Consider the following 24,092-nt stretch of genomic DNA (forward strand, 5'->3'; position numbering starts at 1 on the left):
GTCTCCGGGTCGTACTTGCTCGGCATGACATGCACCTTCCCAAGGAAGGAGGTGCGCATCAAACGCGGGATGGTTCATCGTGCGAAAACCCCCAATCTCGAACCGAATTGGGGGCGTTCGCGGGTGCGATCTCTACTTGGCTGCCCCCGAACTGGCCTTCTGGCCCTTGTTCGCGCCACTGCTGTCTGAGTCGGGCTTTGTCGGCTTGGTCGATGCATCCGTCTTGGCGGGCTTGCGGGGCTTCGTGAAAGTCTTCTTCAGATCCTCGCCGAACTTGTTGGTGGCAGATGTGATCTGCTTACCGGCAGTCGAGATCGCCTTCGCCGCAGCTTTTTCGACGTCCTTGACTGCTTGGGTCGGTGTGGGGCCGGCGACGGGCTTGGCGACTGGAACCGCAGCTTCCTGGCTGGTTGTTGTCGATGCGGCTGCGGTCGTGTCAATTGCTGTTGACGTCGATTCGCTCTTCGTCGAATTCGCCGGCGCGGGAGCTGAACCGGGCTTCGTCGGGACCGCCGTCCCTGACGATGCGGTTGCAGGATTGGTGGACGGAGTGATCGCCGATGCGGCAGTCGAGTCTGAAATTGCCGAGTCAACATCTGATCGAGGTGCCACGGCTGCAGTTGGTTTGGGCTTGAGAGCCTGTGCGACCCTTTCGCGCGTATATCTGATCAGTTGATTGATCACGCCGTCCTCGCCCAGGACCCCAGCGGTGTCGAAATAGGAATAGCCGTTCAGGACTGCGCCGGTTATCACTGCCGGTGCATTGATGAGAAAGCTCGCCGCGGTGACGAGATCGCGCGCCTTGAGCGCGTCGCCGAACCCTTGCAGGGTGTCACCAACTGCCATCTGGAATGTCTTGATGGCGGTGAAAGAGTACTGGAACGGCCCGATGGCGAGAGCGTACGGCAGTTCGGTGGCGATGGTGTACACGTCCTTTGCCACGCTCTGCCAGATGGCGAGCGTGCCCAGCAACGGCAGCCCTACTTTGAACTTGAACCCATTGACGATCCCGTTGTACAAGCTGTCGGTCGCTCCTCGAAGGTCGCCTGCGCGGGCTTGATCGGTCGCAACACGCGCGTAGTGGGCGATACCATCCGGGCTCCAGGGGCTGAGCCATCCCTGAAGCCCTGTCGCGACGGTCTGAAGAATAGTGCCCAACGTGTTGGCGTCCGTCATGCGGTTTGCGATGAGTTGCTGGAGGATCGGCGCAGGGTGTGCCACGAGGTAATGACCGATGTCCAGCAGATTGCCCACAGTCGCCTGCCCAACCGACGCCCAGGTCTCCAGCGGGTTGGTGAATGCCGTGAGTTCGACCGTTGCGGCAGAGGGCAGGGCCGGAACATGAACGGCCGCTGGGGAAGCCGTGACGGGGGAGAGGGCAATGACGCCGGCGCCGACGAGCGCGACGCCGGCGTTCATATACGGACGTAGAGCGAGACTCAACTCGGTTTCCTTTGGTTCAGTCGAGGAGGTCAGCTGTCACTGACCGGCCCGAAAAGTACGGACTGAACCGCAGATGTGCATTCACATTCTGTGGGGCTTTTCAAATATTCAAGCCGGGCGAAGTTACTAGAAGGTAGGTTTGCAAAACCGGCCACGGTTTCTCTCGGAAGGCCTAGCATTCCGCCGACCGTGTGATCGAAACTGATGTGCCAGTGGGGTTTCCGATGGGGATGAAGCCGTGGGACGGCGACCGCCCGCTTACGCCGCGAATAGTGTTGGAGCGCGAGGATGTTGCGGCGCGCGGGCTGTCGTTCGCCTTCTCCACGGAGCGCATCTCGGCGCCAACGGATTGGTGCAGCTTCAGTGACACGCATCATCTGGTGTACGTATATCGCGGTGGCGCCATGCATTCCATCCAGACCGCGCTGGACTGGGGACCATCGGGCCAGGTGCCGCCGACGGCGGGAGACGTCTGGTGGAAGCCGGCGGGCGTTCAATGTGCGGCGCTGGTCCAAGGCGATGTCGCCGGCATTTGTGAGATTGCCGTCCCGCGCGGGGTGATCGACGACACGGCACTGTTGCCCCGAATCAAGTACCGGGACAGGCTCATTCACCATTTGGTCGAGGAAATTTACAGCGTTGCCGACCGTGACGACGCCATGGCGCGATTACTCACCCACTCGTTGGCTGAAACCACCCGCCTGCTGATCTGCGAGAAGTACACCGCGACGGCACCGAGGAAACCAGGGCATCGGCACCTCGACGCCCAGACTCGTTCCAGGCTCGTCGACTTCCTCAGCGAAGAAATGGATTCCGAGATTCATCTGGATGCACTGGCGCAGTTGGCGGGAATGCCGGTGCACGCTTTCATCGGCGCGTTTCGGCGGGCCTTTCACACCACGCCGTACCAGTTCCTCCTGGACTTGAGGATCGACCGTGGCAAGATGCTGTTGATGTCCAGCGCGAGGAGTATCGCCGAAATTGCCTCATCAGTTGGCTTTTCGACGCCGAACCACTTCGCCACCGCGTTCCGGAAGCGCGTCGGCGTATCGCCCAGTGCGTATCGGAACGCCCGGTGATCGTGACCAGGACACAAAACTGCCCCTTCTCCGCGGAAAAGGGGCAGCTTCGGCTGTTCGCGAGAACAATTACCAGTCGGACTCGTCGAAGGTGACGACACCGCGAATGTTGTTGCCGTCCAACATGTCCTGGTAGCCCTGGTTGATGTCCTCGAGCTTGTAGGTCCGCGTGATCATGTCGTCGATGTTCAGCAGACCGGACTTGTACAGCGCGGCCAGGCGCGGGGTCTCGATGTGCGAGCTGCCGCCACCGAAGATGTTGCCCTTCAACGTCTTCTGCAGCATGGTGAACAGGAACAGGTTCAGCTTGACGTCGGCGTCCATCATCGAGCCCATGCCGGTCACGACGCAGGTGCCCGTCTTGGCCGTCAGGATCATGGCCTCTTCGATGTACTCGCCCTTCATCTCGCCGACGGCGATGATGACCTTGTCGGCCATCAGGCCCCAGGTCAGGTCGATCATCGGCGCGATGGCCTCGGCCATCGACGGGTAGACATGCGTCGCACCGAACTTCATCGCCTGGTCGCGCTTCCACGGATTCGGGTCGATGGCGATGACGTGCTTGGCGCCGGAGATCACCGCACCCTGCAGCGCGCTCATGCCGATGCCGCCGACACCGACGATGGCGACGGTTTCACCGGGCTGGACCTGCGCCACGTTGGTGGCCGAGCCGAAGCCGGTCGGCACGGCGCAACCCATGATGGCCGCGGACTCGAACGGGATGTCGTTGTCGATCTTGACGACGGAATCCTTGTGGACCGTCATGTACGGCGCGAAGGTGCCCAGCAGGTTCATCGCCGCGACCTCTTTGCCGCCGGCGGTGTGGATGCGGTTGGTGCCGTCGGCGATCGACTTGCCACCCAGCAGGACGGCGCCGCGGTCGCACAGCGAGCGGAAGCCCTTCATGCACGGCGGGCAGGAGCCACAGGCCGGGATGAACGCGAGGATGACGTGGTCGCCCTCTTCGATGCCGGTGACGTTCTTGCCGACCTTGGTGACGACGCCCGCGCCCTCGTGCCCACCGAGACAGGGCAGCGGCATCGGGGTCGCGCCCGTGGTCAGGTGGTAGTCGGAGTGGCACATGCCCGCGGCATGCATCTGAATCTGGACTTCGTCGGCAACGGGGTCACCGAGGTCGATCTCCTCGACCTTGAACGGGGAGTTCACTTCCCACAGCAGAGCACCTTTGGTCTTCATGACGAAGATCATAGCCACAAAGTAAGAACACGTTCCAGAATGATGGTATAGAGGCGCTCTGACCTGCGTAGATGGTAACTAAGAACCTACTCGCCAGTCACCTGCAGACTAGGGTGGCTAGTGTCCCGCGGCGCTCGTCGCCCGGCCGACGTCGACGCCGCGCCCGGGCTGAACTACCCGGCCGCGAAGTCGGGGCACAGGTGCGTCGTCGAGGCGCTGACGAACAGCGCGCCCTGGTTGAAGGCGTACGCCTTCTCGACCACTGTCATCTCGTCGAGAACCGTGACGCCGCCGCGCAGGTCTTTGCAGACGCCCTGGCCGGCCGCCACCATCTGGTCGGGCGTCTTGCCCGGCAGGGTGGCCCCGTTGATGCTGATTTCCTCCAGGAACGAGCCGGGGCTCGCGGTCGCTGCCGGCGCCGCCAAAACGGCAGTGGCTGCGGTGATCACGGCGGCACCGAGCAACACGATCTTCATGATCGATCCCTTTCGTCAGCGGGTCACGAGGCTGTGCCACTGAACGTATCGGCGATCGACACGTGGAGATATAAGGGAGATCCCTACCGTTCGGGTAGCGGTCAGAGGCTGGGCGCGAGCCCGAACTTCTCGAACAGCGTCGGGTCCATGAACGCGACGACGTGCGAGATACCGTCGGCCTTGATGTCCAGTACGTGCAGCTGGAACGCCTCGTGCCGGCCGGTCTCGGGGTTGCGCATGTACATGCCCGCGGCGGACTGCCCGTTGGCGGTGGTGACGACGAACCGCATGTCGCCCGGGTGCTCGGCAGGGCATTTGAACCGGGACAGCTCGACGATGTCCCGCGGGCCGGAGTACCAGGTGTCGAACGGCGGCATCTCCCACACCGAATCGGCGGTGAACAGCTTGACCAGCGCATCCATGTCGTACGACTCGAAGGCATTGACGTACTTGGCCAGCAGGTCCTTGGCTTCGTCGGACTCCGGTGCGACGAGGACGTCGTCCTGGCTGGGGCCGACGGCGTCGAGCTGGGCGCGCGCCCGTTGCAGCAGGCTGTTGACGGCGGCGGTGGACGTGCCGACGGCCTCGCCGACCTCGGCGGCCTTCCACTGCAGCACGTCGCGCAGCACTAGGACCGCGCGTTGCCGCGGCGAAAGATGTTGCAGCGCAGCGATGAACGCCAGCCGCACCGACTCGCGGGAGCCGACGATGGTCTGCGGATCACCCGGTGCGTCATGCACGTCGGGCAGCGGCTCGAGCCAGGCGGTGTCGGTGCGCTCGGTGATCTCGGCCTGCGGGTCGGCCGCCGGCTGGCCGAGCCCGGACGGCAACGGCCGGCGTTGACGGCCCTCCAATGAAGTCAGGCAGGTGTTGGTGGCGATGCGGTACAGCCACGTCCGCACCGACGACTTGCCCTCGAAGTTGTCGTAGGCCTTCCAGGCCCGCAGGTAGGTCTCCTGCACCAGGTCCTCGGCGTCGTGCAGAGAACCGGTCATCCGGTAACAGTGGGCCAGCAGCTCGCGCCGGTGCCGTTGGGCGTCGGCCAGGAACGCATCCCTGGACAGTGCCGGTGCGGCTGCCGCGTCTTCTCTGAGGACACTCACGTGACCCAGGGTACGCAGGGGGTGTGACATCCGGCGGGCGTCACGGCGGCGACGGACGCGCCCGGGCCGGACCCCGGATATTGTCTCTCCATGGCCACGACCCGCAGCGAACGTAGCTTCGACGGTATCGGCGGCACCAAGATCGTCTACGACGTCTGGGTGCCCGAGACCGACCCGACGGGCGTGGTGGTGCTATCCCACGGTTTCGGTGAGCACGCGCGTCGTTACGACCATGTCGCGCAACGGTTCGGTGAGGCCGGTCTGATCACCTTCGCGCTCGACCACCGCGGCCATGGCCGCTCGGGCGGCAAGCGCGTGCTGGTCCGAGACATCTCCGAGTACACCGGCGACTTTCACCACCTGGTCGGCATCGCGACCGCCGAATACCCCGAACTGAAGCGCGTCGTACTCGGCCACAGCATGGGCGGCGGCATCGTGTTCGCGTACGGCGTCGAGCACCCCGACGACTATCACCTCATGGTGCTGTCCGGTCCCGCGGTCGACGCCCGGTCCCAGGTCGGCCTGCCGTTGGCGCTGGCGGCCAAGCTGCTGGGCTCCATCCTGCCCGGGCTGCCCGCGCAGAGCCTGCCGTTCGACGCGGTGTCGCGTGATCCCGAGGTGGTCGCGGCCTACAACGCCGACCCGCTCGTCTACCACGGCAAGGTGCCCGCCGGGGTGGGCAAGGTGCTGATCGGGGTCGGCGAGACCATGCCGCAGCGCGCCGCCGCGCTCACCGCACCGCTGCTGGTGGTGCACGGCGAGGAGGACAAGCTCGTCCCGGTGGCCGGCAGCCGCAAGCTGGTGGAGTGCGTCGGCTCGTCCGACGTGGCGCTGAAGGTCTACCCGGAGCTGTACCACGAGGTGTTCAACGAGCCCGAGAAGGCAGTGGTGCTCGACGACGTCGTGAGCTGGATCGAAGTGCGCCTGTGAAATGGGCTGTCCGCCTGGTGGTTTGGCTGGCGGTGCTGGCGGTGGCGGCCTGCGGGTCGGACGCCCGGACCGACTGGGTCGATGAGGATGTCACCTTCGTCGCCGACGGTCTGACCATCCACGGCAGCTACCGGCACGTGCCCGGTGCCGCCGCGGCGCCGTCGGTGTTGCTGATCTCCGAGAGCGGTCAGACCGACCGCAACGGCGACAACGCCGTCGCGGGCAAGGTCGGCAACATGCGGCAGCTCGCCGAGTACCTGTCCGGCAAGAACGTCGACAGCCTGCGCTACGACAAGGTGGGCACCGGCAAGACGGGCGTCGGGCCGCACGCACAGAACCTGCGCGACGTGGGCAGCGCCGTCTACACCGCCGGCGCCAAGGCGGCCGTGCGGTTCCTGGCCGCCCAGAAGGGCACCGACACGTCGCGAATCTCGGTGTACGGCTTGGGCGAAGGCACCGTGCATGCGCTGGCGCTCGCCACCGACACCGGCGCGGGCGCACCCAAGATCCGGTCGCTAGCGCTGCTGCAGCCGCTGGCCGGACGGTATCTGGACGTCATCACCAACCGGGTGCGGGCGTCGGTCGATGCCGACGTGAAGGCCGGGGCCAAGACCCGGGAGCAGGCCGACCAGGTGCTGGCGGACTGGGCCGCGGCCGTCGCGACGACGCGCGCCACCGGGGTCCCTCCGGCCAAGCTGCCCGAAGGCCTCGGCGCGATCCTCAACCCCGGCAACGCCAAGGTGGTGTTGGAGGCCGACGCCATCGACCCGCTGGCGCTGGCGGCGGAGGTCCCGAATGGCACCCCGGTGCTGCTGACCTGCTCCGACTCGGACGTGCAGGCGTTCTGTGAGGCGGAGCAGCCGCTGATCAAGGCGCTGGCGCACACCGCGCTGACCGTGGTCCCGCTGAAGGGCGTCAGTCATGTGCTGCGTGACGATCCCACCGACAACGTCGCCAACTACGCGAACAAGGCGCCGCTGTCTCCGCAGCTGATCACCGCGCTGGACGGATTTGTCGGACGGTAGCCGTACACTGCCGCCATGGGGGATAAATCAAGCGTTATGAATCTGAAAGTTCTTGTCGGACAAGGTGGTTGGCGCCATGAGTGACGACAGGATGTTGGCACGGATCGCGGCGCTGCTGCGGCAGGCCGAGAACACCGACAATGCGCACGAGGCCGAGGCGTTCATGGCGGCCGCGCAGCGCCTGGCCACCACGACGTCGATCGACCTGGCGGTGGCGCGGGCGCATTCGGCGACCCGGACCGCGGCGCAGGAGCCGGTGCAGCGCACCGTCACCATCGGCGAGGCGGGCACCCGGGGGCTGCGGACGTTCGTGCAGTTGTTCGTGCTGATCGCCCGGGCCAACGACGTGAAATGCGACATCGCGTCAAACTCGACGTTCGTCTACGCCTACGGATTCGCAGAGGACATCGACGCCACCCACGCGCTGTACGCCAGCGTGGTGGTGCAGATGGTCAAGTCGTCGGACGCGTACATCTCGACGGGTGCGCACCGGCCGACGCCGACGATCACCGCCCGGCTCAACTTCCAGCTGGCGTTCGGCGCCCGGGTCGGGCAGCGGCTGGTCGATGCGCGGGAGGAGGCCAGGCAGGCGGCGACGGCCGAGCGCGCCGACCAGCCCGGGACGGCGCTTGCGTTGCGCAACAAGGATCTTGAACTGGTGTCGTTCTACAAGAAGACGTCGCAGGCGCGGGGGAGCTGGCGGGCGACGAGTGCTTCGGCGGGCTACTCGTCGGCAGCGCGGCGGGCCGGGGACCGGGCTGGGCGCCGGGCGCGGCTGGGGCCGAGTCCCGAATTGTCCGGGGCGCGTACGGCTCTGGAGCGATGACCCGCGACGTACAACGGTCCGCGGTGTATGCCGCTGAGCAGTTCGTGCGCACGTTGTTCGACCGCGCCGGGGAACGCGGCAACCGGGCGGTCGAGTTCTTCGGGACGCAGTTGACGTTGCCGCCCGAGGCGCGGTTCGGATCCCTCGACGCGGTGCGGCGCTATGTCGACCAAGTGTTGGCCATGCCGGCGGTGGCGGCACGGTGGCCCGACGCCGGTGCGGTGGCGGTGCGGGCGCGCCGGGGAGTGACGGCCGCGCACTACGAATCCGGTGCCGGTGGCGCGGTCATCGCCGTCCCCGAACGCCAATCCACCTGGGCGCTGCGGGAATTGGTCGTCCTGCACGAGGTGGCGCACCACCTGTCCGCCGCGGTGCCGCCGCACGGGCCGGTGTTCACCGCGGCATTCTGCGAGCTCGCTGACATGGTGATGGGCCCGGAGGTCGGGCACATCCTGCGGGTGGTGTACGCCAAAGAGGGCGTGCGCTGACCCCTTTCCCGCGAGCGTCCGTGTTTGTACGTGGACACGCCGCGTTCGGTGTGTAGTCCGCGCACGCTCGCGGCCGGCGAGCGTGCGTTTCCAGTGCCGTCCTAATGCGGCGGCCCCAGATACGGGAAGACCTGCAGGGTGTCGGTGTGCGGGCTCAAGCCCGACGGCGGGCAGTCGCCTTTGGTCAGCGAGGCCAGCCGGTAATCGATGACGTCATCGGTGAACACCCGCCCGTTCGGGTACTTGGCCAGCAGTGCTGGGTTGAACGTCAGCATGTCGGGCAGGATGCCCTCGGCGTCGACCGCGGCGACGGCCTCCTCATCGGTGTAACCACCCGTGTGCCCCAGGAGGTGCACGAACATCGGCATCCAGCGGTCCCGGTCGTGCTCCGGCTCGCTGGCGTTGTACTCCTCTTTGGTGTCATCGGTGTTGAAGAAACTACTGACCGACGGGTGCCCGGCCCGGTCGACGTGCAGCAGCGTGCCGTCGCGGCGGACGCTGCAGCGGCCCCAGATCCGGATGTCGGGCGTGGTGCCCAGCAGCTGCGCGGTCGGCAGTTCCAGGACCATCGAGCACACGTTGGCCTGGGTGTTGGAATCCACTCCGGTCCAAGGGAATTCGCCGCTGAGGTGCAGGGCGGTGAAGTTGCGGCCACCCCTGATGTCGAACAGGTTCTTGATGCCGTCGAAGTCGAAGAAGAAGGCGTCGCTGCGGGCGCCGGCGAAGAACGTGTAGTCGCCGGACTCCGCGATCGCCGGCTCCTTGCCGAACGCCACCTCGACGCCCTCGAAGATCTTGTCGCCCACCGCTTCCGGTGACTCAGCGGCCTCTCCGGTTGCCAGGTAGACATCGACGGTCTGCCGTCCCGAGTCCGGCTCCGAGAAGACATAGCTGAATGCGATGTCGTTGCGCAGGTCGCCGTCGTTGTCGATGGCGAGACGGTAGATCGCATCGGGATGCAGCGTGTCGGCGTTGGGGTTGGCGTTGAGGATCAGCACCGTGCGCGCCGGGTCGGCCGGCGATTGGAACGCGTACAGATCGCAGAGGTCCAGGCGCTGGTCGCCCAGCGGCGGGCCGAGGCTGAGGCCCGTGAAATGATTTGACATAGCCGTCATTCAAGTGGTCGGCGGGCCCCGCCGACGGGGAATCGGCCAATCTGGGGACCTGATTCTCCCGCGCTAACCTGGGGCCATGACGCAACCCGAACCGCAGGCTGTCGACGAGATGTTCAACCGGGTGCTGCACACCGAGGATGACGTACTCGCCGCGGCGCGTCAGTCGGCCGTGACGGCCGGTATGCCGGCCATCGAGGTGTCTGCCCAGCACGGAAAGTTGTTGTCGCTGTTGGCGACCATCAGTGGCGCAACCCGGGTGCTGGAGATCGGCACACTCGCGGGCTACAGCACCATCAACCTCGCGCGCGGTATCGGCGCCGAGGGCCGCGTGACGACGTTGGAGTACTCCCCGGAACACGCCGCCGTCGCGCGCGCCAACTTCGAGCGGGCCGGCGTCGCGGATCAGGTGGAGGTGCTGGTCGGAGCGGCGCTGGACACCCTGCCGCAGCTGGCGGAGCGCGGCGAGCAGTTCGACTTCTTCTTCATCGACGCCGACAAGGAGAACAACACTGCCTACGTCGACTGGGCGGTGCGACTGGCGGCGCCCGGCGCGGTGATCGTCGTCGACAATGTCACGCGCATGGGCCGGGTGCTCGATCCGGCCGCCGATGATCTGCAGGCGCAAGGCGTGCGCAACATGCTCGAGCTGTTGGGTAACCACCCGCGTCTCGAGGCTGCCGCCATCCAGACGGTCGGCGCCAAGGGCTGGGACGGCTTCGCCGTGGCCCGGGTGGGTAAGTAGTGCTCAGGGTCGCCGCCGCGGGACTCGTGTTGGCCGTCGGCCTCGCGCCGACGGCGTCGGCTGACGCGCCGGCGCTACCGGAGGTGCCCGTCTCGCCGGGCACGACGTTCGTCGACGATCCGGCGATCGTCGACCCCCATCCGCTGGCCGCAGAGTCCTGGAGCCGGCTGGACCCGGAACCCGCCGTGGCGCTGAACATTTCGCTCGGATCGCCCGACTGTTACGGGGTACACGCCACCGCGGCGGAGACCGGCCAGACCGTGGTGGTCACGTTGACGGCCGGCCGGCGGTCGGATCGCGAACACATGGTCTGCACCATGATGATCATGCCCGGCACGATCGTCGTGCCGCTCGCCAATCCTGTCGGCAGTCGGGCGGTGCTCACGGCCGCGTAGATCCGCAGCGCGAATTTGACGCAGTCGCTGATTCCCGGTGTTACGTTTCGGTGGGGCGTCGAGGCGTGAGGAGTTGCGGTGACAGCTTTGGCCGAGGTCCGACATTTCCGCCGCGGCGACGCGGGATATGAGGATGCGCGTTGCGCGACGGTGTGGAATGCCCGTGTGCCGCAGCGCTTTCCGGATGTCATCGTGCAGGCGTCGTGCACGGCTGATGTGGTGGCGGCGGTCCGCTACGCCCAAGCGAACAAATTGGCGGTCGGCATCCGATCGGGCGGACACAGCTGGTCGGCCAACCACCTGCGCGATGGCGGCATGCTGCTCGACGTGAGCCGGCTGGACACGTGCCGGGTGGATCGCGACGCGATGATCGCCGTGGTGGGTCCCGGAAAAGGTGGCAGCGTGCTGGCCACCGAACTGGAGCAGCAGGGCCTGTTCTTCCCATCCGGACACTGCCGGGGTGTCCGACTCGGTGGCTATCTGCTGCAGGGCGGCTACGGGTGGAACAACCGCGTGCTGGGGCCGGCGTGTGAAAGCGTGCTGGCGCTCGACGTGGTCACCGCAGCCGGTGAGCAGATTCGCTGCGACGCCGAGCATCACCCCGACTTATATTGGGCAGCAAGGGGATCCGGTCCCGGCTTCTTCGGCGTCGTGACTGCGTTCCACGTGCGTCTCCATCCGAAGCCGGCGGTGTGCGGCAGCAGCCTGTACGTCTACCCTTTCGCGGCCGCCGACGAGATCTACGCGTGGGCCCGCGCCATCAGCGCCGACGTGGACCGCCGGGTGGAGTTGCAGATCGTCGCCTCCCGGGCCATGCCGAGTTCGGGGCTGGATACGCCGGGCATCGTGCTGGCCTCACCGGTGTTCGCCGACAGCGACGATGAAGCGAAAGATGCAGTGGCACTGTTGGATACGTGCCCGGCGCGCCCGCATGCCCTGATGGCCGTGCCGTACGCACCGACGAACCTGCCCACCTGGTACGACGCGGTGATGAGCAACTATCTCAGCGACCACCGCTACGCCGCGGACAACATGTGGACGTCGGCGTCGACGGCCGAGTTGTTGCCGGGCGTGCGCAACATCCTCGAGACCATGCCACCGCATCCGTCGCATTTCCTGTGGCTGAACTGGGGGCCGTCGCCCGCCCGTCAGGACATGGCCTACAGCCTGGAAGACGAGGTGTACCTGGCGCTCTACGCCGGCTGGCAGGACGCAGCCGATGACGAAAAATACGGCGATTGGGCCCGATCGAACATGGCGGCGATGTCCCACCTGGCCACCGGGATACAGCTGGCCGACGAGAACCTCGGTGCCCGGCCGGCCCGGTTCGCCACCGACGCGGCCATGGCGCGACTGGATGCGGTGCGCGCACAATATGACCCGGAGGGTCGCTTCTACGCCTGGATGGGACGGACATGAGCTACCTGGGTTACCGCGGTGACGACGCGGACACACCGTTCGGCAGGTTCTTCAATCCGGAGATGGCGGCGCTGCCACGCCATGTGGTGGAGGCGCTCGAGCACGGGCCGCAGGCCGGCCCGGTGCTGCCGGACTTCGACGAACCGCTCGCCGCCGACGGTTATCAGCAGACCGAGAACGGCTACGGCACCCTGTCGGACGGCGGGTACACCGTTGCCGTGCGCACCGACATGCCGGGCGTGACGCCGCAGATGTGGGACTGGTGGTTCGGCTGGCACGGCTGCGACGCGCGCCGCTACAAGCTGTGGCATCCGCGGGCGCATGTATCGGCGCAGTGGCGCGACGGCCGTGACGACGTGGCCTATGTCGGTCGGACCTCGCTGGTCGAGGAGTATCTCGGCTCGGCGCTCAGTTCGGTGGCGATCCAGTTCGTCGACCCCGAGTCACAAGGGCACGCGGGGCTGGCCATCGTCGCCCGCCTCGGCTCGCCGGACATCCCGGTCGACATCGGTTGGCTTGTTCATCAGGTGCGGCCGACACCCGACGGCGCCGAGATGCGCTCCCGATTCTGGATGGGCGGGCAGCACGTCAGCTTCCGTGCCGGTAAGTCGTTGGCGGACCATGCTTTTCGGGTTCTTGCCGCGCGTCAGCTGCCGCACCCGCAGGATCTGCTGGTGCACTGCGCGCAGGAGATGAACCACCTGGCCGGCTTCTTGCCGGAGCTCCACGCGCAGTTCGGTTAGCCCGCGAGCGAGGAGTCTCCGCAGTCCGAGTGGCTGACGCCACTCTCGATTAACTATCACTTAGGCTACGATCGTGGAATGAATGATAGTTCTGCCATCGGTCGTCACCGTCCTGCCTGGGTGCGTCGCACGCTGATCGCATGGGGTTGTGTCGTCGCGGTCGTGGTTCCGGCGGGCGGCTGGGTGCTGTACGCCAACGACTTCGCCATTCGCGAGCAGCGCGTCACCATCCCTGCGCCGGCGCAGCCCCTTGACGGTGTGCTGGCCCTGCCCAAGACGGGGAAGGGACCGTTCGGCCTGGTGGTGTTCGTGCACGGCGACGGGCCCGCCGATGCCAGCCGCGACGCGTTCTACCGGCCCATCTGGGAGTCCTTCGCCGAGGCCGGCTATGCGTCGTTGTCGTGGAACAAGCCCGGCGTCGACGGCGCGCCCGGCAACTGGCTGAACCAGAGCCTGGCCGACCGGGCCGACGAGACGAGCGCCGCGATCGACTGGGCCCGCACCCGGGCCGACATCGATCCGCACCGCATCGGCATCTGGGCCATCAGTCAGGGCGGCTGGGTGGCGCCCGAGGTGGCAGTGCGCAAACCCGACCTGCAGTTCATGATTCTCGTTGGGCCGGCGATCAATTGGATGCGGCAGGGTGAGTACAACCTGCGGGCCGAGCTGCGGGCACGCGCGGCGCCGCAGTCGGAACTGGCAGCGGCCCTGGCCCGACGGGAGCGGACGAATCAGCTGCTGCGCAATGGCGCGACCTATCACGAGTACCGCATGGCGGACATCGACGCGTCGCCGATGTCCGCGGACCGCTGGGGATTCGTCGCGCGAAACTACCGTGCGGACGTCAGCGCGACGTTGCCGCGTCTCGCGGTCCCGGTGCTGCTGGAGCTCGGCGAGGACGACCGGAACGTCGACGTGGCCGAAACCGAACGCGTCTATCGCGCGCTGGTGCGACCCGATCTGCTCACGGTCCAGACCTATCCCCACGCCTCGCACAGCCTCGCCAAGGAGGACCTGGAAAGCAATCCTGACAGCGTAAAAGCCTATGTGATAGGAACTTTCGCGCCCCGGCAGATCTATGCGCCCAGCTACCTCGACAATCTGCGGCGCTACGTTCAGGAACTGCCCGCCGCCAAGGAGGCCCGATGAGGATCCTCGCGTTGGGTGGCCCCGGCGCGATGGGTGCCGTAGCTGTCCGGCTCGCCGCGCGGCTGCCCGGGGTCGACGAGATCGTCATCGCCGACCGGGACGGTGCCGCCGCACACCGCCTGTGCGGACAACTCGCCGAGGCGCCGGTGCGGGTCAGTGCCGCCCAGGTTGACGTCACGGATGAGGTGGCCCTGTGCCGGCTCCTGGACCAGGCGGATCTCGTCGTCAACACCGTCGGGCCGTACTACCGCTTCGGAGTCCCGGTGCTGCGCGCCGCGATCGCGACGGGCACGCACTACGTCGACATCTGCGACGACTGGGAACCGACGGTGCAGATGCTCGAACTCGACGAAACCGCCCGTGCCGCAGACGTTTGCGCTGTCATCGGAATGGGGGCCAGCCCGGGTGTGAGCAACCTGCTCGTCGCCACGGCGGCCGCCGAACTCGACACGGTGCGCGACGCCTACACCGCATGGCCGGTCGACGTGTCCGGGACGGGCGGCGATGGGGGCGAGGTGCTGTTGGGCCCAGACGGCCGGCCGTCGGCCGCGGCCGTGCACTGGATGCTGCAGAGCAGCGGCAAAATCTGCACCGTCCGGGGTGGACAGCTGACGTTCGAGCGTCCGCTGCGCGCGGTCGGGTTGACCCTGCCGGGTGGCCGTCGCGGCACCGCGTACACGGTCGGGCATCCCGAGCCCATCACGTTGCGGCGCACGCTCGGACTCACCGGCGAGGCCGTCAACCTCATGGTGATGCGGCCGCAGACCCTGGCCTACCTCGATGTGCTGCGTCGCGACACCGACCGGCGCCGACTGACCCACGAGACGGCAGCACTGCAGTTCGCGAAACCGAACCTGTTGCACTACTTACGATCTGTGCCGTTGTCGTGGCGAAGCAAAGGTCCGGGCACGCTACCGCCGTTCTTCGCCGCGGTGTCCGGCACCCGCGCCGGACGCGACCGCACGGTGCTGACCCACCTCGACCTGTCCGGGAGCGCGGCTGGATTGTTCGGGGACATGGCCCGGGCCACGGGCATCCCGCTGGTGTTGGGGCTGGCGCAGATCGTCGACGGCACCGCGCGGCGCCCGGGAGTGCACCCGCCCGACGCCGTCATCGACGCGCCGCGATTCTTCGCCGACCTGGCTAACCAACTCGATCAGCCCGACGGCCGGCCGCTCGTCATCGTCGAACAGGACGAGCGTGCCTAGACTTGGGTGCCCCGCGCGTCGTACCGCCGGCACAAGGAGCTGACCGTTGGACGCACCCATCGAAGTGCCGACCCGCACTCTCGTCGAGAGCATGCTGCGGGACGACGCCACCATCGACGCCGGTGCGCTGTACGACGTCGCGGGCGAACTCGGGATGACGGACCAGCAGGTGCGGTTGTGCATCAAGCGACTGGTCGCCGACGGGCAGTTCGTCCAAGACGGACGCGGGCGGAAAGCGGTGCTGCGGGCGACCGATGAGCTGCGCAGCAGCATCACCCCGGACCTCGACTACCTCCGGCTCATGTACGCCCAGGACCGGGGCGACGCCCCGTGGGACGGGCGCTGGCACGTCGTGGCGTTCGCCGTTCCGGAGTCGATCCGGTCGGCGCGTGACGCCATGCGTGACGCGATCGTGCGCCTCGGTGGCGCCGCGATTCAAGGTGGTCTGTACGTCTCCCCGAACGACTGGGACAGCGAGATAGCTGCCGCGGCAGAACAATTGGCGATCACCGATCACGTCACCACGCTCACGACCGCGGATTTGGCCGTCGGAGGCACCGATGAGCCGCGAGCCGTCGCGGGCCTCCTGTGGCCCCTGGACGACATCGCCGAACGTCACCGGCGACTGCTCTCCGTCGCCGAACGCGCACTGTCCGCCTTGCCGGGCGCCGCCCCGACCGCGCAGCTCACCACTGCCATCGAGCTGGCCGCCGAATTCAGTCGCGCGCTCGAGCCCGACCCGCTGCTGCCGCCAGAGTTGTTGCCACAGCCGTGGATCGGCGTCGCAGCCCGCGCGAAGGTCGCGGAATGCTGGGCAGAACTGCTCAAAAGCGATGCCCCGCAACGCATCAAGCTGTTTCAGTGGTACTCGGAAGTGGTGTCCGAAGTCGCGGCGCGCAGCAGTTCCGCCGCCTCCGTCTGATAGGCGTGCTCGGCCCACTGCAACGGCGTCGAGCCGAACCGTCCGTCGGTGATGGACGGTTCGGCGCCCGCCTCCAGCAGCCGCCGGATCAGCGACAGATCGCCCTCCCACGCGGCGTGGTGCAGCGGCGTCGCGCCCTCATCGTCACGGGCGTTGGGATCATCCGGAAAGGTCGGCGCGACGAGTTCGACGCCCGACACGTCGATGCCGTGCCGGGCGAGCAGGTCGAGACGATCACGGAACCCGTGCTCGGCGGCCCAGCGAATCTGCCGCTGCCACAGCTGCTCTCGGGTCTCCATCGCCTCGCCCAGCCGTCGCTCCCACGGGCTGGGCCCGGCGTCGGCGAGACCGTGGGCGAACAGCAGCTCCAGGTGCGAATCGTCCGGGCGGAACATCCGGTTGTAGAGCGTCTGCTGATCAAGCGGATGGGCCCCGCGGCGCAGGAGCAGCGTCGCGAGCTCGGTGGCATGCGGATGCCGGGGCTGCCGTCGCGGCCCTTGCTCGCCTTCGCCGAACACCCCTGTCAACAGCGTGAACGGCGTCGACATGCCGCACCACAGGTAACCGCCGTTCGGATCGGCTCCGGCGTCGAGCAGGAGCGTCGCGGCGGCCAGGACGTCATTTATGCTGCGGCCCAAGGGAATCCGCGAGTAGCAGAGGTACATCATGGGCACCCAGCCGAACGGACCGCCGCCGGTGCCGGCCAGTGTCGGGCGACGGGCGAGATGCTCCGCGAGCGCGACCGGATCACTGGCCGCGGCCGCGGCCCAGACACTGCGGGAAACCACATCAGGTTCGGCGGCGAGCAGCTCGACAGCGGACTGCCGGCGCGGCGGGGCGTCGGATTCGTCGTACCGCAACACCGCCCACGAACAGAACCGGTCAGCGGGGTCGAGGGCGTTTTCGTCGACGGCGCCCGGGTCGACGCTCAGATCCGCGGCCAGCCGCAGGTAGTGCACCAGTGCGGGCCAGCCGGTGAAGCCATACCGACGGGCGACGGCGAGCTGGGCGGCGTGTAGCGCGATGCCGTTCGCCCGCTGCAGCGTGCGTGCTTCGACGCGCAGTTTGTCCAGGGACGGATTGGTGGGCAGTGTGCTGGCCATGACGGCCTCCTCTCATGCGCCCGCGTCCGCGAATCGGGCCGAGAAGAGGTCGGTCACAAGGTGAAGCAATCAGCAGGGAGGCTGAGCCTCTTCGAGCGGACGTCGGGCGGTCCTGCGCGCCCGACCTCACGCTATCACCGAGCCCGCCCACCGGGTGTTTTGTGCACGATTTTCCGCGCCTACCGCGGAAAATCGTGCACAAATCCCGGCTAGGTGCAGACGGCGCCGACGGCGGCGGACTGGACCAGCTTGGTGTACTTGGCCAGCACGCCAGTCTTGTAGCGCGGCGGCAGCGGCTCGAAACCTTCACGGCGCGAAGCCAATTCGGCCTCGTCGACGAGCAGGTCCAGCTTGCCGTTGGCGACGTCGAGGCGGATGCGGTCACCGTCGCGCACGAACGCGATGGGCCCGCCGTCGACGGCCTCCGGCGCGATGTGCCCGACGCACAGGCCCGTCGTGCCGCCCGAGAAGCGGCCGTCGGTCATCAGCAGTACGTCCTTGCCCAGGCCGGCGCCCTTGATGGCGCCCGTGATGGCCAGCATCTCGCGCATACCCGGACCGCCCTTGGGGCCCTCGTAGCGGATGACGACGACGTCGCCGTGCGTGATGGTGCCGTCCTCCAGCGCGTCGAGGGCGGCTCGCTCGCGCTCGAAAACCCTTGCGGTGCCTTCGAAGACGTCGGATTCGAAGCCGGCCGACTTCACGACGGCGCCTTCGGGAGCCAGCGAGCCGTGCAGGATGGTGATGCCGCCCGTCGGGTGGATCGGGTTGTTCATCGCGCGCAGCACCTTGCCGTCCGGGTCGGGCGGCGCGATGTGGGCGAGGTTCTCGGCCATGGTCTTGCCGGTCACGGTGAGGCAATCACCGTGCAGCAGACCGGCATCCAGCAGTGCGCGCATGACGACGGGCACGCCGCCGATCTCGTCGACGTCCTTCATCACGTGGCGGCCGAAGGGCTTCACGTCGGCCAGGTGCGGCACCTTGTTGCCGATGCGGGTGAAGTCGGCAAGGGTCAGCTCGACCTCGGCCTCGCGGGCGATGGCCAGCAGATGCAGCACCGCGTTGGTGGAACCACCGAAGGCCATGACGACGGCGATGGCGTTCTCGAACGCTTCCTTGGTCAGGATGTCGCGCGCGGTGATGCCGCGGCGCAGCATCTCGACGACGGCCTCGCCGGACTTGCGGGCGAACTCGTCGCGGCGCTTGTCGATGGCGACGGGAGAAGCGCTGCCCGGCAACGACATACCGAGGGCCTCGGCCGCCGACGCCATGGTGTTGGCGGTGTACATACCGCCACAGGCGCCCTCGCCCGGACAGATGGCGCGTTCGATGATGTCGACGTCCTCGCGGGACATCAGCCCGCGGGCGCACGCACCGACCGCCTCGAAGGCGTCGATGATGGTGACTTCCTTCTCGGTGCCGTCGGTCAGCTTCGCGACGCCCGGCATGATCGAGCCGTTGTAGAAGAAGACGCTCGCGAGATTCAGCCGGGCGGCCGCCATCAGCATGCCGGGGATCGACTTGTCGCAACCGGCGAGCAGCACCGAGCCGTCCAGGCGCTCGGCCTGCATGACCGTCTCGACGCTGTCGGCGATGACCTCGCGCGACACCAGCGAGAAGTGCATGCCCTCATGGCCCATCGAGATGCCGTCGGAGACGGAGATGGTGCCGAACTCCAGCGGGTAACCGCCGGCGGCGTGCACGCCCTCCTTGACCGACTGCGCCAGCCGCTGCAGCGACATGTTGCAGGGGGTGATCTCGTTCCACGACGACCCGACGCCGATCTGCGGCTTGCCCCAGTCGTCGTCACCCATGCCTACCGCGCGCAGCATGCCGCGGGCTGCGGTTTTCTCGAGACCGTCGGTGACGTCGCGACTGCGGGGCTTGATATCGGGCTGATCAGCAGACATGCAGGTAAGTATGCCCGCCGCCACCAAGCGAAATTGCATTGGATACCCCTAAGGGGTATGCGGTACGCTGGGGTTATGACGGCAGACGAGTCGGACGTTGCGGTGGCGGGTCACCCTGAGGCCCAACACGGCTATTCGCCGAACAAGGACAACTACGCCAAGCGGCTGCGGCGCGTCGAGGGACAGGTCCGCGGCATCGCCAAGATGATCGACGAGGACAAGTACTGCATCGATGTGTTGACGCAGATCAGCGCGGTGAACAGCGCGCTGCAGTCGGTCGCGCTGGCGCTGCTCGATGAGCACCTGGGGCACTGCGTGAGCCACGCGGTGGCTGTCGGCGGCGACGAGGCCGAGCAGAAGCTGGCCGAGGCCTCCGCGGCGATCGCGCGGCTCGTCCGGTCCTGACGCAATGTGACTCCACGAGCGTTGTCATGGAGTCATTTGCGATGGCGCCGCTGTCAGGGGCACATTGTGATCGCGCCGTCTCCTAGTGCCCGGCGACGACGTCCGACTCGTCGACCGTGACCGGTTGATCGGCGCCGGGTAACCGCGAGTACGCGGCGCACACCAGGCCGAAGAACAGATAGCCCAGGGCGACCTGTGGATTGGCCGCCCACGCCACCTCGGGTGCGTGGATCAGACCGATGAAGGACAACGCCGCACCGACGACCGACGCAATGGCCGCGTAGAGGAACTTCTTCTCCAGGATGAAGGTCACCATGGTGCCCAGGATCAGGCCGACCAGCACCGCGCCCTCGCCGAGCGTCTGGAGCCCCTGGTAGACCACGCCCGCGCCGTTGAGTTTGTCCAGACCCACCGCCGCGGCCGACGTGCCGGCGGCGTTGAGCGCGTTGTCGACGAGGCCGCCGGCCCATTGCGCGAGGTTGGGCAGCAGCGCCGCGACGACAGCGACGGCATGCAGGCGCGGCACGGCCTGGAAGGCCTGCGCGCCGATCAGCAGACCGATGTAGAGCAGGATCGGCACGATCGCGGGCACCGGCAACAGCGCGTCGAGCACGCCGAACAGGCCCAGGAAGCAGAAGGCCCCGATCAGCACGCCACTGGCCAGCGAATACCCGGCGCGGCCGCCGGCGTCCTTCCAGCCGGGGTGGCCGATGTAGACGGCAGGCGGGAACGGAGAGCCGAAGGCCGAGCCGATCACCGCGCCCGCGCCGTCGGCCAGCAGCACGCTGCGCAGGTTGTAGTTGTCGCCGGCGGCGGCCGCGCTCTCCACGTTGCTCATCGCCTCGGTGAAGTTGTAGACGCCGAGCGGTATGGCGGTCCCCAGCAGCGGGGCCAGATGCGACAGGCCCGAGAGCAGCATGCCGATCCGCAGATCGGGGAGTCCGATCGCGATGTCGGACACCGCCTTGGCGACATCGGGTGCGGACATGAACCCGCCGATCCAGCCGATGGCGGTACCGACGAGCAGTGCGGCCAGTCCGGTCGGGATGCCGAACGGCAGCTTCACGTCGGTGAAGAACCCGATCAGGATGATCGCCAGCACCGGCAGCCCGATCCAGGCCGCCTCCCACATCTGGGCCGCCGGCCGCATCGAGATGAAGGTGATGGAGATGCCGGCCAGCGTCCCGAGCATGGCCGCCCGCGGTGTCAGTTCGCGGATGTAGGGGCCGACGAACGCGCCGATCATCACGATGATGCCGATCATGAAGGCCCACGCCAGCCCCGCCTGCCAGGCCTGCATCGCATCCTTGGTGTGCAGGTAGACCGGCAGCATCACCACGAACACCACGATGAACATGTGCGGCACGCTCGGGCCGTACGGCAAAGCCGTGACGTCCGTGCGGTTTTCGCGCCGCGCGAGGCGGCGGGCCAGGAATGTGTAGTAGAGGTTGCCGAGGATCAGCGCCACCCCGAGCGCGGGCAGGATGGTGCCGAGTACGTCACCGGCGGGGACCTTGACGACGCCGATCATGAGACCCGTCAGCGTCAGGACGTTGACCAGGATGTTGAACCCCAGCCCGAAGAACGCGTTGGTGTCGCCGCGCGTCCACCACGGTAGGGACAGGGCCGGTTTGGGGGTGCCGGCGGCCGGGGGATCGGAGACGTCGGTGGACATGGGCAGGTCCTCTCTAGACCGCAGAAGGTGACGGGGCGCCGAGTTGTTGCAGCGCGGGAATGACCGCCGCGGTGTCCGCAACCCAGCCGAAAATGCCGCCCTGCGCTGCGATCATCTCCAGGCCCACCTGCTGGAACTCCGGGAAATATGAACCGACGCAATCGGATACGACCAGGCACTCGTAGCCACGGTCATTGGCTTCGCGGGTGGTGGTGTGCACGCACACCTCGGTGGTGACGCCGGTGACGAGCAGCTGCGTGATGCCCGCAGCGGTCAGCGCGTCCTGCAGCCCGGTGGCGTAGAACGCGCCCTTGCCCGGCTTGTCGATCACCAGCTCCCCGTCGATCGGGGCCAGCTCGTCGACGATGTCGTGGCCGTACTCACCGCGGATCAGGATGCGGCCGTACTTGCCGGGATCCCCGATCCGTTTCGACGGCGCACCGCGATTGAGCTTGGCGGGCGGGCAGTCCGACAGGTCTGGTTCGTGGCCCTCGCGGGTGTGGACGACCATGACCCCGGCGGCACGGGCCGCGGCGAGCAACGCCGCCAGCGGTGGCACCACCTTGAGCAGCTGGTCGACGTCGTTGCCGAGGCTCTCGCCGAAGCCGCCGGGCAGCAGGAAATCGCGTTGCATGTCGATGACGATCAGCGCGGTCCGCCCGGCGGTGAGGGTGAACGGGGTCGGTTCGGCCGGGACCTCGACGGACGTCATGCGAGCTCCTCGACGGGCGCCGCGGCGACCTCGGTTGTCGTGCGGGGTTCGTCGAGGATGCGCGCGGCCAGCGTCAGCGCGGTGTCGTCCGACAGGGCGTTGCCCAGCAGCATCGCGCTGTACGGACGGCCGTCACCGGTCACGCCGAGCGGGACCGCGACGCCCAGGAGATCGAGCAGATTGCCGAAGTGCGTGTAGTGGCCCAGCATCGTGTTGCACTCGATCGGGTTGGCCTGCACCTGCTCGACGGTGAAGGTGGTCCCGATGGTCGGCACCACGAGGACGTCCATGGTCTGCCAGAGTCGGCCCACCTCGGCCTTGAGCTCCTGCAGCTTCTGCAGGGCGGCGAACGCGTCCACCGCGGTGTAGTTCAGGCCGCTGCGGAAGATGTCGCGCACCACGGGGTGGATCGAATCAGGTTGTCGGGCAAGGAAATCACCGAACTCGACGAGCCGCTCGGCCACCCACGGGCCCTGATAGAGCAGGGCTCCCGCGGCGAGGAACGGCGCCAGTGACACCTCGACGATGACGGCCAGGCGCTCGAGGTGTTCGCGGAAACTCAGATGCGCTGCGCGCATGGCATCGTCGCCGAAGAATTCGAGATCGTCGATCGGAGGCAATCCGACCCGGATCGGCCCGCCGTCGTGACGCGGTCCTCGGTTTCGGGACCAGGCGTCGGCGTCGTCGCGGCCGGCCATCACGTCGAACACCCGGTCCACATCGTCGACGCAGCCCGCCATCACGCTGAGGCAGTCCAGCGACTTGCACGCCGGTACCAGTCCGACGGTGCTGATCAGCCCGCGGGACGGTTTGAAACCCACCACGCCGTTGAGAGCTGCGGGCACCCGCCCGGACCCGGCGGTATCGGTGGCGACCGCGAACGGCACCTGGCCCAGCGCGACCGCCAGCGCGGAACCCGAACTGGACCCGCCCGAGATGAGGCCACCACCGAAGACGCTGCGCGGCACGGTGTAGGGCGTACGCGTGCCGTTGAGGCCGGTCGCGAACTGGTCGAGGTTGGTCTTGCCGACGTAGAGCGCACCCGCGTCGAGCAGGCGTTGCACTGCCGGTGCGGTCCGCTCGGCGATGTACGCGTAGTCGGGGCACGACAGGGTGGTGGGCACCCCGGCGACGTCGATGCTGTCCTTCACCCCGAACGGCACGCCGTACAGCGGCAGGGTGCGGGCGCCGGGCCGGTTCTCGATCTCCGCCGCGGCCGCCAGCAGCTCCTCGCGCGGCACGACGGACAGCCAGGTGCCGTCGTCCCCACGGGCGGCGATGGCATCAGCGACGCGGGCCGCGGTCTTGACCGGGGAGCCGGTGCCCCCGGCGTGGGATTCGAGGATCTCGGCCACCGACGGGCCGATCGTCGGACCGGTACCGAATGCCTGGTCAATCCCGCCGCTCGCATCTGGACCCATGCCTGACGATTGTCGGCACGATGATGTCGCCGGCAGTCACGGCTGTGTGTCGATCGTGTTAGCGGTTCCCGCCGCCCACGATCGCGCTAGGTGCCGAGTTCGTCCTCGATGCGCTGCACCTTCGCGGTCAGCTGGCCGGTGTAACCGGGGCGGATGTCGGCCTTGAGGACCAGGCTGACCCGCGGGGACGCCGCCGCCACCGCGTCCACGGCCCGTTTGACCACGGCCATCACCTCGTCCCACTCGCCCTCGACGTTCGTGAACATCGCATTGGTCTCGTTGGGCAGACCCGACTCGCGCACCACCCGCACGGCCGCGGCGACGGCCGCGCCGACGCCGCCGGACTCGTCACCACCCATCGGGCTGACGCTGAAAGCAACAATCACAGGGTCGATTGTGCGCGGATCCCGGGGGCTTGGACACCCGTTGATGGCGCTTCCGAGGTCTCCAGGGCGGTCAGCCGAAGTAACACCTCACACATCTGGGGCGATCAACTGTGCAGTTCAGCGGCCTTCGACAGGGCCGAAATCGGGGTATGACGGCCTTTCGCGGCAGGGGCCGGTCAGCGCGCTATGAGAGACTGGGGACGTTGTGAACTGGAGGTGG

24 protein-coding genes are annotated in these 24,092 nt (G+C 67.5%); 13 read left to right on the forward strand and 11 right to left on the reverse strand.

Annotated elements, in window-relative coordinates:
* Positions 1-132 precede the first annotated feature (132 nt).
* Positions 133-1,419 (reverse strand): hypothetical protein, encoded by a 1,287-nt coding sequence (locus ACJH6J_RS22615; RefSeq protein WP_406804553.1) that lies wholly within the window; start codon positions 1,417-1,419, stop codon positions 133-135.
* A 215-nt stretch (positions 1,420-1,634) separates the two neighbouring features.
* On the opposite strand from ACJH6J_RS22615, the gene ACJH6J_RS22620 reads away from it, so the two are divergent.
* Positions 1,635-2,522, forward strand: coding sequence for a helix-turn-helix transcriptional regulator (locus ACJH6J_RS22620; RefSeq protein WP_406804554.1), 888 nt, complete (start codon positions 1,635-1,637; stop codon positions 2,520-2,522).
* 69 nt (positions 2,523-2,591) lie between these two features.
* On the opposite strand, the gene ACJH6J_RS22625 is transcribed toward ACJH6J_RS22620, so the two are convergent.
* The 3 genes from ACJH6J_RS22625 to ACJH6J_RS22635 all read right to left on the reverse strand — a co-directional run bounded on the left by ACJH6J_RS22625 (position 2,592) and on the right by ACJH6J_RS22635 (position 5,328).
* Positions 2,592-3,719: an NDMA-dependent alcohol dehydrogenase gene (locus tag ACJH6J_RS22625; RefSeq protein WP_406804555.1), complete on the reverse strand. Its 1,128-nt coding sequence runs from the start codon at positions 3,717-3,719 to the stop codon at positions 2,592-2,594.
* 173 nt (positions 3,720-3,892) lie between these two features.
* Entirely contained in the window at positions 3,893-4,195 is a 303-nt protein-coding gene (locus ACJH6J_RS22630) for a DUF732 domain-containing protein (RefSeq protein ID WP_406783917.1), read from the reverse strand.
* A gap of 101 nt (positions 4,196-4,296) precedes the next feature.
* On the reverse strand, positions 4,297-5,328 hold the full coding sequence (locus tag ACJH6J_RS22635) for a sigma-70 family RNA polymerase sigma factor (protein WP_060999196.1): 1,032 nt from the start codon (positions 5,326-5,328) through the stop codon (positions 4,297-4,299).
* Positions 5,329-5,388: 60 nt separating this feature from the next.
* Between ACJH6J_RS22635 and ACJH6J_RS22640 the strand changes: the two genes are divergently transcribed.
* The 4 genes from ACJH6J_RS22640 (at position 5,389) to ACJH6J_RS22655 (ending at position 8,567) form a co-directional block, all read left to right on the forward strand.
* Positions 5,389-6,228 (forward strand): alpha/beta hydrolase, encoded by an 840-nt coding sequence (locus tag ACJH6J_RS22640; protein ID WP_406783916.1) that lies wholly within the window; start codon positions 5,389-5,391, stop codon positions 6,226-6,228.
* Positions 6,225-7,253: an alpha/beta hydrolase family protein gene (locus tag ACJH6J_RS22645; RefSeq protein WP_406783915.1), complete on the forward strand. Its 1,029-nt coding sequence runs from the start codon at positions 6,225-6,227 to the stop codon at positions 7,251-7,253. The genes ACJH6J_RS22640 and ACJH6J_RS22645 overlap by 4 nt, the downstream gene beginning before the upstream one ends.
* A gap of 76 nt (positions 7,254-7,329) precedes the next feature.
* Positions 7,330-8,079, forward strand: coding sequence for a DUF2786 domain-containing protein (locus tag ACJH6J_RS22650; protein WP_406783914.1), 750 nt, complete (start codon positions 7,330-7,332; stop codon positions 8,077-8,079).
* Complete coding sequence (locus tag ACJH6J_RS22655) at positions 8,076-8,567, forward strand: TIGR04338 family metallohydrolase (RefSeq protein WP_406783913.1); 492 nt, start codon at positions 8,076-8,078, stop codon at positions 8,565-8,567. The genes ACJH6J_RS22650 and ACJH6J_RS22655 overlap by 4 nt, the downstream gene beginning before the upstream one ends.
* Before the next feature lie 101 nt (positions 8,568-8,668).
* On the opposite strand, the gene ACJH6J_RS22660 is transcribed toward ACJH6J_RS22655, so the two are convergent.
* On the reverse strand, positions 8,669-9,673 hold the full coding sequence (locus ACJH6J_RS22660) for a DUF4331 family protein (RefSeq protein WP_406783912.1): 1,005 nt from the start codon (positions 9,671-9,673) through the stop codon (positions 8,669-8,671).
* An 85-nt stretch (positions 9,674-9,758) separates the two neighbouring features.
* Here ACJH6J_RS22660 and ACJH6J_RS22665 point away from each other — a divergent pair, with 85 nt between their 5' ends.
* From ACJH6J_RS22665 to ACJH6J_RS22695, 7 genes are all read left to right on the forward strand, one after another.
* Entirely contained in the window at positions 9,759-10,424 is a 666-nt protein-coding gene (locus ACJH6J_RS22665; protein ID WP_267324441.1) for an O-methyltransferase, read from the forward strand.
* Positions 10,424-10,819 (forward strand): hypothetical protein, encoded by a 396-nt coding sequence (locus tag ACJH6J_RS22670; protein WP_138247598.1) that lies wholly within the window; start codon positions 10,424-10,426, stop codon positions 10,817-10,819. Before ACJH6J_RS22665 ends, ACJH6J_RS22670 begins: the two co-directional genes overlap by 1 nt.
* 78 nt (positions 10,820-10,897) lie before the next feature.
* Complete coding sequence (locus tag ACJH6J_RS22675; protein WP_406804556.1) at positions 10,898-12,238, forward strand: FAD-binding oxidoreductase; 1,341 nt, start codon at positions 10,898-10,900, stop codon at positions 12,236-12,238.
* The gene (locus ACJH6J_RS22680; protein WP_212807921.1) at positions 12,235-12,981 is read left to right on the forward strand and encodes a DAPG hydrolase family protein; all 747 of its coding nucleotides are present in this window, start codon (positions 12,235-12,237) and stop codon (positions 12,979-12,981) included. The genes ACJH6J_RS22675 and ACJH6J_RS22680 overlap by 4 nt, the downstream gene beginning before the upstream one ends.
* A 78-nt stretch (positions 12,982-13,059) precedes the next feature.
* On the forward strand, positions 13,060-14,130 hold the full coding sequence (locus ACJH6J_RS22685) for a S9 family peptidase (RefSeq protein WP_212807922.1): 1,071 nt from the start codon (positions 13,060-13,062) through the stop codon (positions 14,128-14,130).
* Positions 14,127-15,338 (forward strand): saccharopine dehydrogenase family protein, encoded by a 1,212-nt coding sequence (locus ACJH6J_RS22690; protein WP_212807923.1) that lies wholly within the window; start codon positions 14,127-14,129, stop codon positions 15,336-15,338. The genes ACJH6J_RS22685 and ACJH6J_RS22690 overlap by 4 nt, the downstream gene beginning before the upstream one ends.
* 91 nt (positions 15,339-15,429) lie before the next feature.
* Positions 15,430-16,260, forward strand: a complete 831-nt coding sequence (locus ACJH6J_RS22695; protein ID WP_212814464.1) for a PaaX family transcriptional regulator C-terminal domain-containing protein — start codon at positions 15,430-15,432, stop codon at positions 16,258-16,260.
* Here ACJH6J_RS22695 and ACJH6J_RS22700 read toward each other — a convergent pair.
* Both ACJH6J_RS22700 and ilvD read right to left on the reverse strand, forming a co-directional pair.
* The gene (locus tag ACJH6J_RS22700; RefSeq protein ID WP_318984820.1) at positions 16,197-17,363 is read right to left on the reverse strand and encodes an ankyrin repeat domain-containing protein; all 1,167 of its coding nucleotides are present in this window, start codon (positions 17,361-17,363) and stop codon (positions 16,197-16,199) included. The genes ACJH6J_RS22695 and ACJH6J_RS22700 overlap by 64 nt on opposite strands.
* A 209-nt stretch (positions 17,364-17,572) precedes the next feature.
* Positions 17,573-19,273, reverse strand: a complete 1,701-nt coding sequence (gene ilvD / locus ACJH6J_RS22705) for a dihydroxy-acid dehydratase (protein ID WP_212807924.1) — start codon at positions 19,271-19,273, stop codon at positions 17,573-17,575.
* A 75-nt stretch (positions 19,274-19,348) separates the two neighbouring features.
* Between ilvD and ACJH6J_RS22710 the strand changes: the two genes are divergently transcribed.
* Positions 19,349-19,678, forward strand: coding sequence for a metal-sensitive transcriptional regulator (locus ACJH6J_RS22710; protein ID WP_212807925.1), 330 nt, complete (start codon positions 19,349-19,351; stop codon positions 19,676-19,678).
* A gap of 82 nt (positions 19,679-19,760) precedes the next feature.
* Here the strand turns inward: ACJH6J_RS22710 and ACJH6J_RS22715 are convergent, their stop codons facing one another.
* The 4 genes from ACJH6J_RS22715 to ACJH6J_RS22730 all read right to left on the reverse strand — a co-directional run bounded on the left by ACJH6J_RS22715 (position 19,761) and on the right by ACJH6J_RS22730 (position 23,872).
* Entirely contained in the window at positions 19,761-21,353 is a 1,593-nt protein-coding gene (locus tag ACJH6J_RS22715) for a regulator (protein ID WP_318984819.1), read from the reverse strand.
* A 13-nt stretch (positions 21,354-21,366) separates the two neighbouring features.
* On the reverse strand, positions 21,367-22,065 hold the full coding sequence (locus tag ACJH6J_RS22720; RefSeq protein WP_318984818.1) for a cysteine hydrolase: 699 nt from the start codon (positions 22,063-22,065) through the stop codon (positions 21,367-21,369).
* Positions 22,062-23,486: an allophanate hydrolase gene (locus ACJH6J_RS22725; protein WP_406804557.1), complete on the reverse strand. Its 1,425-nt coding sequence runs from the start codon at positions 23,484-23,486 to the stop codon at positions 22,062-22,064. The genes ACJH6J_RS22720 and ACJH6J_RS22725 overlap by 4 nt, the downstream gene beginning before the upstream one ends.
* Positions 23,487-23,572: 86 nt before the next feature.
* The gene (locus ACJH6J_RS22730) at positions 23,573-23,872 is read right to left on the reverse strand and encodes an MTH1187 family thiamine-binding protein (RefSeq protein ID WP_406804558.1); all 300 of its coding nucleotides are present in this window, start codon (positions 23,870-23,872) and stop codon (positions 23,573-23,575) included.
* Positions 23,873-24,092 lie beyond the last annotated feature (220 nt).

The organism is Mycobacterium sp. SMC-18 (assembly GCF_045310895.1).
Taxonomy (GTDB): domain Bacteria; phylum Actinomycetota; class Actinomycetes; order Mycobacteriales; family Mycobacteriaceae; genus Mycobacterium.

Coding starts and splice junctions, on each gene's coding strand:
- ACJH6J_RS22720 (WP_318984818.1), bottom strand. CDS start 22,065: ATGACGTCCGTCGAGGTCCCGGCCGAACCGACCCCGTTCACCCTCACC.
- ACJH6J_RS22665 (WP_267324441.1), top strand. CDS start 9,759: ATGACGCAACCCGAACCGCAGGCTGTCGACGAGATGTTCAACCGGGTG.
- ACJH6J_RS22725 (WP_406804557.1), bottom strand. CDS start 23,486: ATGGGTCCAGATGCGAGCGGCGGGATTGACCAGGCATTCGGTACCGGT.
- ACJH6J_RS22685 (WP_212807922.1), top strand. CDS start 13,060: ATGAATGATAGTTCTGCCATCGGTCGTCACCGTCCTGCCTGGGTGCGT.
- ACJH6J_RS22700 (WP_318984820.1), bottom strand. CDS start 17,363: ATGGCCAGCACACTGCCCACCAATCCGTCCCTGGACAAACTGCGCGTC.
- ACJH6J_RS22640 (WP_406783916.1), top strand. CDS start 5,389: ATGGCCACGACCCGCAGCGAACGTAGCTTCGACGGTATCGGCGGCACC.
- ACJH6J_RS22630 (WP_406783917.1), bottom strand. CDS start 4,195: ATGAAGATCGTGTTGCTCGGTGCCGCCGTGATCACCGCAGCCACTGCC.
- ACJH6J_RS22660 (WP_406783912.1), bottom strand. CDS start 9,673: ATGTCAAATCATTTCACGGGCCTCAGCCTCGGCCCGCCGCTGGGCGAC.
- ACJH6J_RS22635 (WP_060999196.1), bottom strand. CDS start 5,328: ATGTCACACCCCCTGCGTACCCTGGGTCACGTGAGTGTCCTCAGAGAA.
- ACJH6J_RS22655 (WP_406783913.1), top strand. CDS start 8,076: ATGACCCGCGACGTACAACGGTCCGCGGTGTATGCCGCTGAGCAGTTC.
- ACJH6J_RS22680 (WP_212807921.1), top strand. CDS start 12,235: ATGAGCTACCTGGGTTACCGCGGTGACGACGCGGACACACCGTTCGGC.
- ACJH6J_RS22715 (WP_318984819.1), bottom strand. CDS start 21,353: ATGTCCACCGACGTCTCCGATCCCCCGGCCGCCGGCACCCCCAAACCG.
- ilvD (WP_212807924.1), bottom strand. CDS start 19,273: ATGTCTGCTGATCAGCCCGATATCAAGCCCCGCAGTCGCGACGTCACC.
- ACJH6J_RS22710 (WP_212807925.1), top strand. CDS start 19,349: ATGACGGCAGACGAGTCGGACGTTGCGGTGGCGGGTCACCCTGAGGCC.
- ACJH6J_RS22650 (WP_406783914.1), top strand. CDS start 7,330: ATGAGTGACGACAGGATGTTGGCACGGATCGCGGCGCTGCTGCGGCAG.
- ACJH6J_RS22615 (WP_406804553.1), bottom strand. CDS start 1,419: ATGAACGCCGGCGTCGCGCTCGTCGGCGCCGGCGTCATTGCCCTCTCC.
- ACJH6J_RS22625 (WP_406804555.1), bottom strand. CDS start 3,719: ATGAAGACCAAAGGTGCTCTGCTGTGGGAAGTGAACTCCCCGTTCAAG.
- ACJH6J_RS22690 (WP_212807923.1), top strand. CDS start 14,127: ATGAGGATCCTCGCGTTGGGTGGCCCCGGCGCGATGGGTGCCGTAGCT.
- ACJH6J_RS22695 (WP_212814464.1), top strand. CDS start 15,430: ATGCTGCGGGACGACGCCACCATCGACGCCGGTGCGCTGTACGACGTC.